Source organism: Stenotrophomonas sp. 80084_Sma (assembly GCF_056481995.1).
The window spans coordinates 3,459,245-3,474,185 of sequence record NZ_CM151177.1 but is presented as its reverse complement, the minus strand read 5'-3'; the positions used below and the strand labels follow the sequence as shown (position 1 = coordinate 3,474,185).

Below are 14,941 nucleotides of genomic sequence, written 5' to 3'. Positions count from 1 at the left end.
GCGGGGTATGGGGAAGGGGGGCTTTGCAGGGCTGCGCCCTGCACCCGCGGTAGTGCCGGCCGCTGGCCGGCAACCTCAACGGCAACGGCAACGGCAAAACCGCCCCGCCTCCGACAGATTTCTGCGGCTGTTGGTAGGTGTCGACCTTGGTCGACACGGTAGATCCACGCCATGCGTGGATGAATCTCGATTGAAGAACGCTCAACCGACTTCGTACAGCTCCAGCGGCAGGTCGTCGGGGTCGGCGAAGAAGGTGAAGCGGCGGCCGGTGTATTCGTCCACGCGGATCGGTTCGCATACCACGCCATGCGCGGCCAGACGCTGGATGAAGGGTTCCAGCCGGACGACGCGGAACGCGAGGTGGCGCAGGCCCTGGGCTTCCGGGCGGCTGGGACGGGGCGGCGGCGAGGGGAAGGAGAACAGTTCCAGCTGGCCACCGTCGGGCAGGGCCAGGTCCAGCTTCCAGGAGTCGCGCGCGCTGCGGTGGTTCTCGGCCAGCACGCGCAGGCCGAGGATGCGCACGTAGAAGTCCTTCGAGCGTGCGTAGTCGCTGCAGATCAGTGCGGCGTGGTGGATGCCCAGTAGGGCGTCGGCATCGCGGGTCATTGCAGGGTGTCCAGCCAGCGCTGGGCGATCTTCAGCGCCAGCGGATAGGGTTCGGGGTCGTTGCGGTTGGTCAGCACGATCACGGTCAGGTGCTTCTCCGGGTGGCGCACGATCACGTTGCGGAAACCGATGCTCTCGCCGCTGTGCCATTGCACCGGCCCGTTCAGGCGCCAGCCGAAGCCGTAGTGCGGCACGTCGGCTTCAGGCGTCGACGTGGCCGGGCTGAACATCGCGCGGCGCGAGGCCTTCGACAGCAGGCGGTCGTCATACAGCGCGGCATCCCAGCGGGCGAGGTCGTCCAGCGAGGAATAGATGCCGCCATCGCCGAGCACGGCGCTGGTGGTGCTCTGGTCGGTGCGTTGCCAGCGACCGTCGATCCAGCTGTAGCCATAGGCACGTGCTGGCACCGTATCGACACCGTCCTGGTGGGCCACGGTGTGGGCCATGCCCAGCGGCGCGAAGACGCGCTGCTGCAGGAAGGCGGCGAAATCCTGGCCGGAGGCGCGGCCGACGATCATTGCCAGCAGTGCATAGCCGCTGTTGCTGTAGCGGTACTGCGTGCCCGGTGCGAAGTTCAGCCGGTCCTGGCGCGACAGCAGGGCCAGCACATCGGCATCGTGTACCTGCCGTGTGTCCGCCGGGTCCATCAAGTCTTCGTAGTCGAGCAGGCCGCTGGTGTGCGAGAGCAGCTGGCGGATCGTGATGGTCGCTGCAGCCGGCGGCAACTCGGGCAGCCACTGCCGGGCCGGCTGGTCGAGCCCAAGCCGGCCATCCTCCACCAGCAGCAGTACCGCCGCAGCGGTGAACTGCTTGCTGACCGAGGCCAGCCGGAAGTTGCTGGCCGGGGTGACTGCGGTGCCGTCCTCCACCACCGCCAGGCCGTAGCCGCGGCGGAATACCGGTTGCCCGTCGTGCAGTACCAGCACGGCCGCGCCGGGTACCTGGCCATCGTAGGCCTGCATCAGGCCGTCGATGCCCGCATCCGGTGGGGTCAGCACCGGTGCGGCGGAGGTGGCCAGCGGCAGCAGGCCCAGCACGGCGGCGAACAGAGCGACGGCAGGGCGCATGGCGGCTCCGGAGGGGTCAGGGTGAAGGCGCGGGCGTGGCGCTGGCCGGCTGCGCCATCCAGCGCTCCATCTTGCGGTCCAGCACGTCCAGCGGCATCGAGCCATCCTTCAGCAGTTCGGCGTGGAAGCGGCGCAGGTCGAAGGCGGCACCCTGGCGTGCCTTGGCCTTGTCGCGCAGGGCGACAATGGTGGTCAGGCCGGCCACGTTGGACAGCGCCTGGCCGGGCTGGGCCATGATCCGCTCGACTTCGGCGTTGGCGTCATCGCTGCTCATGTCCACGGTCTTCTGCAGGTAGGCCACGGCCTGCTGCTTGCTCCAGCCCTGGGCGTTCACGCCGGTGTCGGCCACCACGCGGGCAGCGCGCAGCAGGCGCGAATACAGGTAGCCGATGCGGTCGTAGGGATCGGTGTAGATGCCCAGGTTCTCACCCAGTGTTTCGGCATACAGGCCCCAGCCTTCGACGAAGGCGAGATCGCCACCCAGGCGGCGGAAGCGCGGCAGCTTGGCCAGCTCCTGCTGCAGGCCCAGTTGCACGTGGTGGCCGGGGATCGCTTCATGCAGGTACTGCACCGGCACGTTCCAGCGCTTGCGGCTGGGCAGGTCGCGGGTGTTCACGTACAGCACGCCCGGTTGCCCGGCCGCAGACGGCTGGTAGGCCGCTGCTGCGGCGGTCAGTGCACGCTCCGGTTCCACCGCGCGCACGTCCAGCGTTGACTTGGGCAGGGTATCGAGCACCTGCGGCAGGCGTGCGTTGACCTGCTGCTGCACCTGGCGATAGCGGTTGATCAACGCATTGGCGTCGCCGTACTGGAACTGGCGGTCGTTGCGCATGCTGCGCAGCAGCTTGGCCGGCGTGCCGCGCAGCTTGGCGTCCTTCATCACCGTGGCGATCTGCGCCTGCAGTTCCTGCACGCGCTGTTCGCCCAGCGCGTGCAGCTGCGCGGCGGTCTGGTCGCTGGCCGTGGTCTGCACGATCAGGTTGGCGTACCAGGCCTGGCCATCGGGCAGTGCGCCCAGGCCGCTGCTGGTGCGCGAGGCGGGCAGGTATTCGGTGGCGATGAAACCGCGCAGGGCGCGATAGGCCGGCATGATGCGCAGTTCGATCATGCGCTTGTATTCGGCGCTGATGCGGGCCTTGTCCTCGGCCGCGATGGTGTTCGGCATGGTGCGGATCGGCGACCAGAAGATGCTCTCTTCGGCGGTCGGCTTGATCACTGCATCCAGCTGCGGCAGCACTTTTTCCATCAGGTCGCGTGGCTGCACCACGCCGGCCTTCATGCCCTGGCGCATGTTGTCGATGGCCTGGTCGAACAGCTCGGGAATGCCGAGCGAACGGCGCGACCAGGTGTCGTAGTCCTGCACTGTGTTGAACGGCTGCGCGCCGGCACCTGCACCGAGGATCGCCATGATGCTGCCGACGTTGTAGTACTGGCTGATCGGCATCATCCAGCTCGGGTAGCGCTCGGCGGCCAGCGAAGCGCGCGCGTCGCGCACGAAGATCTCGTAGCTGAGCAGGTCCTGGCCCTGCAGGCCGTCGCTGCCGAGTTTCTCGACCTTGCCCAGCCACTCGGTGGTGAAGTCGTGCGATTGCTGGCGCCACGCGGCGGACAGGATGTTGGGCAGCTGGTCGTTGTAGCGGGCCTCGCCCTGGAAGGTTGCCTGCAGCGGATTCAACCGCATCGAGGCATCCCAGTATTCGTCATACAGGCGCTCCAGCTGCACCTGCTTGGGTACGGCGCGGGCCGGTGCGACCGGACGCGGCGTGGCGCGGCGCGCCGAACTGCCACGGGCCGGCGCGGTAGCGCGGGCAGGCCGGGCCTTGGGCTTGGCGGCCTGGCGGGTCTGCGCGGCGGCAGGGCGGCTGGCCTTCTTTTTCGCTGCTTCGGCCGACGGCACGGCGCTGAACAGGAACAACGCGGCGATGGCGGCGGCCAGGGCGCGGGTGGGATGCGGCATCAGGAGCTTCCGTGGAACACAGACCGTGGAGCTTGCACGATCCGGCCGCGTACGGCCAGCGTGAAGGCGCAGTCAGCTTTTTGCTGCTGGGGCTTCAGTCAGCCGCAGCGGCGGCGCGCAACGATGCGGCTCGCTCGGCACCCAGATAGCGGGTGATGGCACGCCGCATCAGGTACAGCAACGGAATCAGGGCGATCGCAAAGCCCATCTTGTAGATGTAGTTGACGCTGCTGACCGCCAGGAACAGCGAGGTCGGCCAGTGTTGCGGGCCCAGCACGAAGGCGATCCAGATCACCACGAAGCTGTCGACTACCTGCGAGACCGCCGTCGATCCGGTCGCGCGCAGCCACACGTGGCGTTCTCCGGTGGCCTGGCGGATGCGATGGAACACCGCCACGTCGATCAGCTGGCCGAGCAGGAAGGCCACCAGCGAGCCGGCGATGGTCCACATGCCCTGGCCGAACACCGCCGCGAACGCGGCCTGGTAGTCGGGCACGCCGTGGCCATCCATCGACGTGACCCACCAACTGGCCGGCGCCAGCGAAATAGCCGCGAAGGCGAACAGGAAGCCGTAGCCGATCAGCACCACCGCCAGCCACGAGATGAAGCGCACGCCGCGCTTGCCGAAGAACTCGTTGATGGTGTCGGTCATGATGAACACCACCGGCCACAACAGGGTGCCGGCGGTGAAGCTGAGCGAGCCGGTCTGGCCGAACAGGTTCCAGTTCAGCGGAGCGATGCCCAGGGTGTCTTCCAGCGCGAAGATCTTCACCCCGATCAGCTCGGCCAGCACCGCATTGCCGCAGAAGAACGCGGCCAGCACGATGAACAGCAGGACCGCGCGGTCCTGCAGCGGGCGCTCGATCGGCGCCGGGGTCATTCGGTGTGTTCGCCGGTGCGTTCGCCGGCACGGGTGAACGGCACGCTGGACGGCGCCACGGCACCGCCGGAAATGATGAAGCTCATGGCCTGGTCGACGGTCCAGTCGGTCGGCGTCAGCAGTTCCACCGGCACGATTTCCAGATAGCCCGAGGTCGGGTTCGGCGTGGTTGGCACATACACCGCGGCCAGCTCACGGTCGGTGCCGTGTTCCTTGATCACGCGGGTGACCAGGCCGACCGATTTCATGTCGCGGTGCGGGAAGTCGATCAGCACCACGCGCTGGGTGCTGCCCGGCTCGGTCTGCAGCATGTCCAGCAGCTTCTTGGCGCTGTCGTAGATGATGCTGGCCAGCGGAATGCGCTTGATGACCGCGCCCACCCAGCGCAGCAGGCGCTGGCCGAGCACGCGGCGGCTGGCCACGCCCACCGCCAGGATCACCAGCAGGGTGGCCAGCAGGGCGATGGTGTCCTGGATCCATTCGGCGCGGACCCAGCCGAGGTAGTGCGGGAAGCTTGTCGCGATCTGCTCGGACAGCGGTACCACCAAGGGGCTGGAAATGCCCGACAGCAGCACGAACACGAACTTGACCACGACCCAGGTCAGCCAGATCGGTAGCAGGGTCAGCAGGCCGGTCAGGAACAGGCGCTGCAGGGAGGGGCGGGGGACCAGGGCGGGGGCTTCGAGCGACATGCGCGCATTGTAGCGGTCACTGCCGGTCGATTACGCTGGGGAATCGACTGTGGCAACGGCACATGGAAGGGAAGCTGTGTTGAAGATTCTGCGCGGACTGGGCTGGACCCTGGCAGGCCTGCTGGTGCTGGCCATCGTGGTGTGGTGCGCTTCGCGCATGTGGCCGGTGCCCGAATCGCGGCTGCAGGCGCAGCAGCGACTGGAAGCACGCCTGCCGGCGACTGGCCACAATGGTTATGCCCTGTTGTGGACGCTGCCGTTCGACGATCTGGATGCCCGCCAGCGCGAGCAGGCGTTGGCCGAGGACGTGCGCCGTTGGGAGGCCGACCTGCGGGGCAGCAGCGGCGGCCAGACACACCTGGTGGCCAACCATGCTGAGCTGCGCTCGCGGCCCGGTGCCAGTTGCGGGCCGGCCGCCAGCGGCTGCCTCGCCCAGGTCCGCGCGGACCCGCAACGCTTCGTGGAGGCCCATGCTGGGCACCAGCAGTTGCATGCGCGGCTGGATCAGCTGGCCGAAGCGGACTACTTCATGTCGCCGTTCCCGCCGAAGGGCGAGGGCGTTCTGGTTCCGTTGCCGACCTATGGCGTGGTGATGGACGCCACCAGTGCACGCGCGCTGGCGTACGTGCAGGGCGATATCGACGGTGCCCTGCGAGGTGCCTGCCGTGGCTTGCAACTGGGCCGGCGGCTGTTGCCCGGCAGCAGCTATCTGGTCGAGAGCATCATCGGTGCCAGCCTGGTGCAGGCCAATGCCCAGCTGCTGGCCGACATGCTGGTCGAACTGCCGGCCGACCACCCCTTGCCGGCGGAGTGCGAACAGGCCATGCAGCCGCTGCGGGCCGAGGAACAGAGCCTGTGCCGTGCCATGCAGGGTGAGTACGCGATGAGCCGGGCGGCGATCGAGACATCGGCGCGGGAGTTCGGCGGCGTGCTGGTGCTGGATCGCAGCAGCACCCTGGCCCGCGCGGCCGGCAATCTTGGCTGGGCCTGTGGCGCGGCAGCCACATCGGCGCTGGAAGCGGATCGCCCGTTGCCAGTGCCGGCGCCACCGCAGCATGACTTCGGTTGCCTGTCGAACGTTATGGGCTGCGTGCTGACCGATATCGCCGCGCCGATCTATCCTGCCTATTCGTCACGGCCACAGGATGCCGCGGCGATGGTGCGGCTGCTGGGGGCGCAGCGTTGGCTGCGGCAGCAGACGGATGATCCGGTGGACGCACTGCAGCGGCTGCCGGTGCAGTTCCGCTCGCCGGTGCGGGCGCCGCAGCTGTCGGCCGACGGCCGCCACCTGCAGGTGCCGCGTCGCTCTCCAGCGCGCAGCGCTGAAGAGAACCCGTGGCTGTCGGTGCCGTTGCAGAAGGAATCGGCTTCGACTGCTGCGGGACGCGACTGAAGCGCGCTCAGCGTGCGTGTGGCTTCAACCGCAGGTAGACCTGCTTGCGCACCTGGGCGACCACCTCGCCGCTTTCATCGACGACATCATTGCTGAACCATCTCAGCACTTTGTCACCAGCGGCGGCTTCGTCGCGCAGTTCGTCCAGCAGTGCGTCGTCGATGCGGAACGACGTACGCACGGTACCGCGGCCGGGCTTGAGGAAATCGATGGCGCCGGCACGGTCCCACACGTAGTAGTCGCGGCCGAGGATGTGCAGCAGGCCAAGCATCCAGAACGGATCGGTCATCGCAAACAGGCTGCCGCCGAAATGCGTGCCGACGTAGTTGCGGTTCCAGGGCCGCATGCGCAGTTCGACGTCGATCTGCCGGTAGTCCGGCGAGACCCGGGTGACGTGGATGCCGGTGAACAGGAACGGCGGCCAGAGATTGATACCGAAGCGGAACAGGCGGGCGTTCATGCGGGTCCGGGGGCGCAGGGCGAGGCGCCCAGTCTAACCATTCGCATGCGTATGTTGCACCCCGGGCGGCGAGGGTCACGCCTCGCCGTCGATGACATACCCGTCGCGGCCGTTGGCCTTGGCCTGGTACAACGCGGTGTCGGCGCCTTCGACGAAATGGTGTGGTTGCAGCGTGCCGTCGGGTACGCGGGTGAACACGCCGATGGTGAGGGTGACGCCTGCTTCGCTGCCGTCACCGGGCGCCGGCAGTGCGCGCACGCAGGCAATCAGGTCCTCGATGACCTGGCGCGCGCCCTCGGCCGGGGTATCGGGCAGCACCAGTGCGAACTCGTCGCCACCGTAGCGCGCGGCCATGTCGCGAGGGCGTCGCGCATGCGCACCGATCAGGCGTGCAACATCGCGCAGCACGCGGTCGCCGACCTGATGGCCGTGGCGGTCGTTGTGGCGCTTGAAATGGTCAACGTCGATCAGTGCGAGGCTCAAGGACTTGCCACTGCGTCGCGCGGCATCGCATTCCTGTTGCAGCGACTGCTCGAAACGCAGGCGATTGCCGAGACCGGTCAGCGCATCGCGGTTGGCCAGGCGGTGCCAGGCCGAGACGCGCCAGGTCGCCCAGGCCAGCAGCACCAGCAGGATGCCCAGCATTGCGCTGGCCGGTGCCCACCACAGGTCACCGGCGCGCAACAGCAACCAGCTCAGCAGCGGTGGAAGCGGCAGCGAGCACAGCGCCGCGAGCCATGGCAGGCGCAGGCCGAGCAGGATCACGCACAGTGCCACCAGGACGCCACTGATGGCGTGCTGCCAGAGACGGGGCAGCAGGTCGATCTGCTTGTGCTGCAGCAGCATCGAAGCGATGTTGGCCTGGTACTCGCTGCCGCTCATCCAGAACTCGCGGGTGGTCGGGGTCAGCAGCCGCGGTGCGATGCCGCTGGCGGTCATGCCCACCACGATGCGGCGGCCGTGCAGCATCGCCATGTCCACGTGACCATCCAGCACATCGGCATAGGACACCTGCGGCAGGCGTTCGGGCGGTCCGGCATAACGCACCCGCACGTAGTCGTTGCGCCGCCATTGATAGGGCGAACCGATCTCCGGGTCGGGGTCGGGCAGGCCGTGCACCGCGCCCGCGGGCAGGTCGGCCAGCGCCAGGCCCAGTGCTGGCCAGTGGGCCTGGCCGATGCCGGCACGCAGGTACACGCCGCGCGCGACACCATCGCCATCCACTTCCACATCGGTGTGGCCGATCGCTGCGGCACTGGCCGCGATCTGCGGAATCGGCAGCATTTCCTCGGCCATGCGGTCGCCGGCGGCCGGTGCCGCGAGTACCGGCAGCACCACCCGGCCGTTGCGGCGTATCGCGGCGGCCAGTTCATCGTCCTGGCGGCTGTCGCGACGATCAGGTTCGGACAGCATCAGGTCCAGTGCGACGCGCTCGGCACCGGCATCGGTCAGCCGGTCGAGCAGGCGGGCATGGATCGAGCGGGGCCAGGGCCATTGGCCGATGCGCTGCAGGCTGCCCTCGTCGATGGCCACGATCAGCACGCTGGGGTCGGGGCGGTAGTCCCAGTTGCCGACCATGGCGTCGTAGGCCGCTTCGTCCTGTCGCCACAGCCACTGGCCCTGGCTGGCGATCACCGTCAGCACCCCGGCCAGCAGTGCCAGCAGGATCCGCTTCGGCCACGGCAGCGGCGAGCGCCTCATAACAACAGCAACAGCAGCAGGGCGCCACCACCGGCGCCGTAGCACAGGCGGCAGGGCAGCTTGATCTGCTGGGCCGGTGAGTACTCACCCGCATGACCATCGTCGTCGATGTACTGCACACGCACATGCAGGGTGCCGCTCCACGGCCGCTTGAAGCTGACCTGCGGCTCGCTCACGGTCTGGTCGACCAGGGGCGCCCTGAAGTCGCCACGACGGTCCACCTGCACCCGGTACTGCTGGCCTTCGCTGCCGGCCTGCCAGCGCAGGGTCAGTTCGCCATGCGCGGCCTCAGGCGGCTGCAGGGCAGGGTCGACCGGTTCATTGCTCAGTTGCAGGGGCAGGGCTTGGCCGTAGCGGCCCTGATGGCCGTTGCCGTCGCGCGACGCCACCCGCCAGAAGTACTCTCCGGGCGGTAGCGGCTGCGCCAGGCGCAGGTCGGTACCAGGGGTGCTCTGTTCCTGCAGTGGCTGCACGAAGCTCGGCTCGGTGGCGATCTGCAGCACGCTGCTGCGCGCGCCCGGCGCCTGGCTCCAACGGAAGCGCGGGCGGTCGCTGTTGACGGTCTGCCCATGCAGGGGGGCCACGGTGAGCGGCGGCGGGGGCTGGTCGCTGAGTTCGAAATCGGCGCTGGCGTCGAGGCCTTCCACGCCCTGTGCATCCACCGCGCGCAACAGGATGCGCAGCTGGCCGGGGGGCAGGTCACCGATCGCCAGCCGGGTGTCGGCGGTGGTGGCGGCAAACAGCAGGATTTCCGGCGTCGCTGCCTGTACCACTTCCACGCGGTAGCGCGCGGCGCCGTCGACGGGGTCCCAGGCAAGCAGGGTCGGCAGGGGCGCCAGGCGCACCTCGTCGCTACGCAGCTGCGGCGCTGGAAGAAGGGCGGAGACAGCGTCCGGTGCGGCATCGGCGCTGCTGCTGCGGCTGGCCTGTCCAGGCTGGACCAGGCGCTTGCCGTGGGTGTTGCCGACCTGCACCTTGCCCTGTAGTACTTCGGTGGCAGCCACCTGGCCGGTGTCACCGGCGCTGACCCGGAAGACGGTGCCGCGCACGCTGCTGGTCGCCGTAGGTGCATCGATGATGTAGCGCGAGGCCGGGCCACGGGCAGGTGTCACCCGATTGCTGGCGCGGCCCTGCTGCAGGCGCAGGCGGGTATCGACCATACCGGTGTGGCCGTAGCGGCTGAGCTGGTCCAGGCGCAGCCGGGAGTACTCGCGCAGCTGCAGGCGCGAGGCGTCAGCGAATTCAAGCGTGACGCTGGAGTCGCCTTCGGTCTGCACGGTGTCACCGATGCGAAGTTGTTCCCCGGCGAGTATCGCGCGCGAGGCACTGCCATCGGCGCCTGACAGTTCGACCTTGCCGCGCACCGACAGCACGCGGGCAGGTGCCGGTTCGATGCGCAGCCAGCTGATCGGGAAGCGCAGCAGCTGCCCCGGTGGCAGCTGGTAGGGGTTGTCGATGCGGTTGTGCTGTTGCAGCTGCTGCCAGCGCACCGAAGGCTTGAGGTACAGGCCTCCCAGATCCCACAGGGTATCGCCGGGACGGACCCGGTAGTTCCAGTCCTGGGCGGCGGCCATGGCCGGCAGGAAGAGAAGAGCGCAGAGCAGCGCGCCCTGGAAGCGCATGGCGAACGACAGCGAGCGGACGAAGGTCACAGTTTGCAATCCCGGCAATGCGGGGGCGCAGCTGCAAGACCCCATGGCCCCGACCTCATCCCCCCGAACGGATCGTGGCGACCGTACGGCCGCCATCCCGCGCATTATTGCCCGCGTTCAGTGCAGGGATTCTGAACGAAGTGGGTTCCCGTTCAGAACAGCAGGGAGGCCATCCGGCGGCGGTACTGGCCGACCAGGTCCTCGTCGGAGATCACATTGAAGGCGTCGATCAGGGCCTTGCGCGGCAGTCCGTCCTCGAACGTGCGGTCGATCCGCAGCATTTCCAGGAACTGGGCCAGCGCGGCTTCGTCGTGGCCACCGAGCAGCAGCTGTACGCCACGCAGGTGGCGTGCCTTGAGGTCCTTGCCATCGGCGGCGATGCGCGCGTCCAGCACTTCGGCGGCCGGGGCGTCCTTCAGGGCCGAGGCGAAGGACAGCCGGGCGCGTGCACGCACGGCACGGTCGTCGGTGGCCAGGTTGGCGGGCAGGCCATCGATCAGCAGACCGGCTTCATCCACGCCACCGATCTGCAGCAGGGCCAGCGCCAGGTCGAGCTTCAGCTCGTCCTTGTCCGGCTCGGCGGCGATCTGCGCGCGCAGCACGTCCACCTGCGCCTGCGGGTCCAGCGGCGCTTCGTCTTCGGCGACGGCGTCGCCGATGTCGGCCGGCACGATGCCGTGCTGGGCCAGGAATTCACGCAGCTGGCCTTCCGGGATGGCCCCCGGGAAGCCGTCCACCAACTGGCCGCCCTTCACCAGGAACACGGTCGGCACCGAGCGGATCTGGAAGGCGGCGGCGATCTGCTGTTCCTTGTCGACGTCGACCTTGGCCAGTTCGAAGGCGCCGTTGTACTCGGCAGCCAGCTTTTCCAGCATCGGCCCGAGGGTCTTGCACGGCCCGCACCAGGTGGCCCAGAAGTCGACCAGCACCGGCGTCTGCAGCGACTTCTGCAGGACTTCGGCCTCGAAGGTCGCAGTGGTGGCGTCGAATACGTAGGTCGTCTCGGTCATGGGGGAAAGCATCGTTTGGCGTCTGGAGACTGATTCTATGGTGACGATCGATGCCGGTCTCAACCCGGGTTGTAGTAAATGCCTGACAATGCCGCCTTCCTGTCGCCGTCCTTTCCGGAGCCTGCATGTCGTCCCTGTCCCCGTTGCTGCGCCTGTCCGGTCTGGTCGCCGCACTGCTGTTCGTGCTGGCGGTGCTCGGTTTCGGCGCCGGCCTGGATGGCTACGCACAGGCTCGCCACCCGGTGGCGCTGCTGGGTGCACAGGGGGTGCCGCATGCGCTGGCCTTCAATCTGCTGGGCTTGGTGCTGCCGGGCCTGCTGGCGGTGGTTGTGGCCGAGTGCCTGCGCCGTGGGCTGCCGGCAACCGCCGGCTGGGCGCCCCGGGTGGGCAGCCAGATGCTGCTGCTGGCCGGGTTGGCGTTCGCCGCGATGGGACTGCTGCCGCTGGATGTGGATGACCTGCACGGGCCGGCCAGCCAGCTGCATGCCAGCGCCTGGATGATCTGGGTGCTGGGTTTCGTTGCCGGGACCCTGTTGCTGGGCACGTCGCAGTTGCGCCAGGCGCATGGCCGCGCGCTGGGCGCAGTGGCGCTCGCCTGTGGCGTACTGGCCGCGCTGGCGGCGTTTGCCCTGCAGGGCGTGTTGGCGGCGCCGCTGGCACAACGGCTTGCGTTCGCCTGCTGGACGGCCTGGCTGGCCCTGGCCCTGCCGTTGTCGCGGCCGCGCTGAGACCGGCCTCGGGCGCTCGCGGAGCCGGCCTTCAGCGGGTGGGATTGGAGACGTTTGCCGCACTGCGGTACGCTGTACCGCTTTGCCGCCGCATCCGCGTGTTCCATGACCAGCGCTGAAACCAACGCCTACGACCCGCAGCAGGTTGAATCCGCCGCCCAGCAGTACTGGGACGCCACCCGTGCCTTCGAAGTCGACGAGACTTCGGACAAGCCGAAGTACTACTGCCTGTCGATGCTTCCGTACCCGTCCGGTGCGCTGCACATGGGCCACGTGCGCAATTACACGATCGGCGACGTGATCAGCCGCTACAAGCGCATGACCGGCCACAACGTGCTGCAGCCGATGGGCTGGGACGCGTTCGGCCTGCCGGCGGAAAACGCCGCGATCAAGAACAAGACCGCACCGGCGGCCTGGACCTACAAGAACATCGAGCACATGCGTGGCCAGTTCAAGGCCATGGGCTATGCCGTTGACTGGTCGCGCGAGTTCGCCACCTGCCGCCCGGACTACTACGTCCACGAGCAGCGCATGTTCACCCGCCTGATGCGCAAGGGCCTGGCCTACCGCCGCAATGCGGTGGTGAACTGGGACCCGGTCGACCAGACCGTGCTGGCCAACGAGCAGGTGATTGACGGCCGCGGCTGGCGCTCCGGCGCCCTGGTCGAGAAGCGAGAGATCCCGCAGTGGTTCCTGCGCATCACCGATTACGCCCAGGAACTGCTGGACGGCCTGGACGAGCTGGACGGCTGGCCGGATTCGGTCAAGACCATGCAGCGCAACTGGATCGGCCGCTCCGAGGGCCTGGAAATCCAGTTCGATGTACGTGACGTTGACGGCGGCGTGCTGGATCCGCTGCGCGTGTTCACCACCCGTCCGGATACCGTGATGGGCGTGACCTTCGTGTCGATCGCCGCCGAACATCCGCTGGCGCTGCATGCGGCGAAGAACAACCCGGAACTGGCCGCGATGCTGGCCGACCTGAAGCAGGGTGGCGTGTCCGAGGCGGAACTGGAAACCCAGGAAAAGCGCGGCATGGACACCGGCCTGCGTGCGCTGCATCCGGTCACCGGCGAGCCGGTGCCGGTGTGGGTCGCCAACTTCGTGCTGATGGGCTACGGCACCGGCGCGGTGATGGCTGTGCCGGGTCATGACCAGCGCGACAACGAAGTGGCCAACAAGTACGGCCTGCCGATCAAGCAGGTGATCGCGCTGAAGGATGCGCGCACCGAAGAAGAGCGCACCTGGGATGGCAGCCGCTGGCAGGACTGGTACAGCGACAAGAGCCGTGCCTTCGAGCTGGTCAACTCGGCCGAGTTCGATGGCCTGGATTTCCAGGGTGCCTTCGAAGCCCTGGCCGAACGATTCGAGCGCAAGGCCCAGGGCCAGCGCCGCGTCAACTACCGCCTGCGCGACTGGGGCGTGAGCCGCCAGCGCTACTGGGGCTGCCCGATTCCGGTGATCTACTGCGCCAAGTGCGGTGCGGTGCCGGTGCCGGAAGAACAGCTGCCGGTGGTGCTGCCGGAGGACGTGGCATTCTCGGGTACCGGTTCGCCGATCAAGACCGATCCGGAATGGCGCAAGACCACCTGCCCGGAATGTGGCGGTGCGGCCGAGCGCGAGACCGACACCTTCGACACTTTCATGGAGTCGAGCTGGTACTACGCCCGCTACACCTCGCCGGGTGCCCGTGATGCTGTCGACAAGCGCGGCAACTACTGGCTGCCGGTCGACCAGTACATCGGTGGCATCGAGCACGCGATCCTGCACCTGATGTATTTCCGCTTCTATCACAAGCTGCTGCGCGACGCGCGGATGGTGGACAGCAACGAACCGGCGCGCAACCTGCTGTGCCAGGGCATGGTGATTGCCGAGACCTACTACCGCCCGAACCCGGATGGCTCGAAGGACTGGATCAACCCGGCCGATGTGGAAGTGCAGCGCGACGAGCGCGGCCGCATCACCGGCGCGACCCTGATCGCCGACGGCCAGCCGGTGGTGGTCGGTGGCACCGAGAAGATGTCCAAGTCGAAGAACAACGGCGTGGACCCGCAGGCGATGGTCGACAAGTACGGCGCCGACACCGTGCGCCTGTTCTCGATGTTCGCCGCGCCGCCGGAACAGTCGCTGGAGTGGAACGAAGCCGGTGTGGATGGCATGGCCCGCTTCCTGCGCCGCCTGTGGGCCCAGGTGCAGAAGCATGCTGCCGATGGCGCCGCTCCGGCGCTGGATGTTGCAGCACTGGATGCCAACCAGAAGGCACTGCGCCGCAAGACCCACGAGACCATCGGCAAGGTCGGTGACGACTATGGCCGCCGCCACAGCTTCAACACCGCCATTGCCGCGGTGATGGAACTGATGAACGCGCTGGCCAAGTTCGAGGACGGCAGTGCGCAGGGGCGCGCGGTGCGCCAGGAAGCGCTGCAGGCCATCGTGCTGCTGCTCAACCCGATCACCCCGCACGCCAGCCATGCCCTGTGGCAGGTGCTGGGCCATGGCGAGACCCTGCTGGAAGACCAGCCGTTCCCGCAGGCCGATGCCGGTGCGCTGGTGCGCGACGCGCTGACCCTGGCCGTGCAGGTCAACGGCAAGCTGCGTGGCACCATCGACGTGGCGGCCGACGCCGCGCGCGAGCAGGTCGAGGCACTGGCCCTGGCCGAGCCCAACGCGGCCAAGTTCATGGAAGGCCTGACGGTGCGCAAGATCATCATCGTGCCGGGCAAGATCGTGAACATCGTCGCCGCCTGATGTACCCCGTACCGGCCACCCGCGTGGTGGCCGGTACCATTCCGGTG

Annotated in this window: 12 protein-coding genes; 3 read left to right on the top strand and 9 right to left on the bottom strand. The window is 68.1% G+C overall.

Annotated elements, in window-relative coordinates:
* Positions 1 to 201 precede the first annotated feature (201 nt).
* The 5 genes from gloA2 to ACZK3W_RS16130 form a co-directional block, all read right to left on the bottom strand.
* On the bottom strand, positions 202 to 606 hold the full coding sequence (gene gloA2, locus ACZK3W_RS16150; protein WP_197616005.1) for an SMU1112c/YaeR family gloxylase I-like metalloprotein: 405 nt from the start codon (positions 604 to 606) through the stop codon (positions 202 to 204).
* A complete protein-coding gene (locus tag ACZK3W_RS16145; protein WP_197616006.1) occupies positions 603 to 1,673 on the bottom strand; it encodes a serine hydrolase domain-containing protein in 1,071 nt (356 codons plus the stop codon). The genes gloA2 and ACZK3W_RS16145 overlap by 4 nt, the downstream gene beginning before the upstream one ends.
* A 16-nt stretch (positions 1,674 to 1,689) precedes the next feature.
* Entirely contained in the window at positions 1,690 to 3,630 is a 1,941-nt protein-coding gene (locus ACZK3W_RS16140) for a DUF885 domain-containing protein (protein WP_071228705.1), read from the bottom strand.
* A 94-nt stretch (positions 3,631 to 3,724) separates the two neighbouring features.
* The gene (locus tag ACZK3W_RS16135) at positions 3,725 to 4,510 is read right to left on the bottom strand and encodes a queuosine precursor transporter (RefSeq protein WP_049398695.1); all 786 of its coding nucleotides are present in this window, start codon (positions 4,508 to 4,510) and stop codon (positions 3,725 to 3,727) included.
* Positions 4,507 to 5,202: a DUF502 domain-containing protein gene (locus tag ACZK3W_RS16130; RefSeq protein ID WP_197616007.1), complete on the bottom strand. Its 696-nt coding sequence runs from the start codon at positions 5,200 to 5,202 to the stop codon at positions 4,507 to 4,509. The genes ACZK3W_RS16135 and ACZK3W_RS16130 overlap by 4 nt, the downstream gene beginning before the upstream one ends.
* A gap of 76 nt (positions 5,203 to 5,278) precedes the next feature.
* Between ACZK3W_RS16130 and ACZK3W_RS16125 the strand changes: the two genes are divergently transcribed.
* Positions 5,279 to 6,595, top strand: coding sequence for a hypothetical protein (locus ACZK3W_RS16125; protein ID WP_032128977.1), 1,317 nt, complete (start codon positions 5,279 to 5,281; stop codon positions 6,593 to 6,595).
* 7 nt (positions 6,596 to 6,602) lie between these two features.
* Here ACZK3W_RS16125 and ACZK3W_RS16120 read toward each other — a convergent pair whose 3' ends face one another.
* The 4 genes from ACZK3W_RS16120 to trxA form a co-directional block, all read right to left on the bottom strand.
* Complete coding sequence (locus ACZK3W_RS16120; protein ID WP_154353097.1) at positions 6,603 to 7,055, bottom strand: DUF4442 domain-containing protein; 453 nt, start codon at positions 7,053 to 7,055, stop codon at positions 6,603 to 6,605.
* 75 nt (positions 7,056 to 7,130) lie between these two features.
* The gene (locus ACZK3W_RS16115) at positions 7,131 to 8,756 is read right to left on the bottom strand and encodes a CHASE2 domain-containing protein (protein WP_121504592.1); all 1,626 of its coding nucleotides are present in this window, start codon (positions 8,754 to 8,756) and stop codon (positions 7,131 to 7,133) included.
* Entirely contained in the window at positions 8,753 to 10,453 is a 1,701-nt protein-coding gene (locus ACZK3W_RS16110; RefSeq protein ID WP_032128980.1) for a FecR family protein, read from the bottom strand. The genes ACZK3W_RS16115 and ACZK3W_RS16110 overlap by 4 nt, the downstream gene beginning before the upstream one ends.
* A 107-nt stretch (positions 10,454 to 10,560) precedes the next feature.
* A complete protein-coding gene (gene trxA / locus ACZK3W_RS16105; RefSeq protein WP_164080895.1) occupies positions 10,561 to 11,418 on the bottom strand; it encodes a thioredoxin in 858 nt (285 codons plus the stop codon).
* Between the two features lie 125 nt (positions 11,419 to 11,543).
* On the opposite strand from trxA, the gene ACZK3W_RS16100 reads away from it, so the two are divergent.
* Together ACZK3W_RS16100 and leuS are read left to right on the top strand one after the other, a co-directional pair.
* Positions 11,544 to 12,146 (top strand): DUF998 domain-containing protein, encoded by a 603-nt coding sequence (locus ACZK3W_RS16100; RefSeq protein ID WP_164080896.1) that lies wholly within the window; start codon positions 11,544 to 11,546, stop codon positions 12,144 to 12,146.
* 105 nt (positions 12,147 to 12,251) lie between these two features.
* A complete protein-coding gene (gene leuS / locus ACZK3W_RS16095; RefSeq protein WP_121504589.1) occupies positions 12,252 to 14,894 on the top strand; it encodes a leucine--tRNA ligase in 2,643 nt (880 codons plus the stop codon).
* The last annotated feature ends 47 nt before the right edge of the window (positions 14,895 to 14,941 follow it).

What these genes read in the sequence shown, in the direction of transcription:
- ACZK3W_RS16115 (WP_121504592.1), bottom strand. Translation starts at nt 8,756, where the DNA reads ATGAGGCGCTCGCCGCTGCCGTGGCCGAAGCGGATCCTGCTGGCACTG.
- ACZK3W_RS16130 (WP_197616007.1), bottom strand. Translation starts at nt 5,202, where the DNA reads ATGTCGCTCGAAGCCCCCGCCCTGGTCCCCCGCCCCTCCCTGCAGCGC.
- ACZK3W_RS16145 (WP_197616006.1), bottom strand. Translation starts at nt 1,673, where the DNA reads ATGCGCCCTGCCGTCGCTCTGTTCGCCGCCGTGCTGGGCCTGCTGCCG.
- ACZK3W_RS16110 (WP_032128980.1), bottom strand. Translation starts at nt 10,453, where the DNA reads ATGGGGTCTTGCAGCTGCGCCCCCGCATTGCCGGGATTGCAAACTGTG.
- ACZK3W_RS16100 (WP_164080896.1), top strand. Translation starts at nt 11,544, where the DNA reads ATGTCGTCCCTGTCCCCGTTGCTGCGCCTGTCCGGTCTGGTCGCCGCA.
- leuS (WP_121504589.1), top strand. Translation starts at nt 12,252, where the DNA reads ATGACCAGCGCTGAAACCAACGCCTACGACCCGCAGCAGGTTGAATCC.
- ACZK3W_RS16140 (WP_071228705.1), bottom strand. Translation starts at nt 3,630, where the DNA reads ATGCCGCATCCCACCCGCGCCCTGGCCGCCGCCATCGCCGCGTTGTTC.
- ACZK3W_RS16135 (WP_049398695.1), bottom strand. Translation starts at nt 4,510, where the DNA reads ATGACCCCGGCGCCGATCGAGCGCCCGCTGCAGGACCGCGCGGTCCTG.
- trxA (WP_164080895.1), bottom strand. Translation starts at nt 11,418, where the DNA reads ATGACCGAGACGACCTACGTATTCGACGCCACCACTGCGACCTTCGAG.
- ACZK3W_RS16120 (WP_154353097.1), bottom strand. Translation starts at nt 7,055, where the DNA reads ATGAACGCCCGCCTGTTCCGCTTCGGTATCAATCTCTGGCCGCCGTTC.
- gloA2 (WP_197616005.1), bottom strand. Translation starts at nt 606, where the DNA reads ATGACCCGCGATGCCGACGCCCTACTGGGCATCCACCACGCCGCACTG.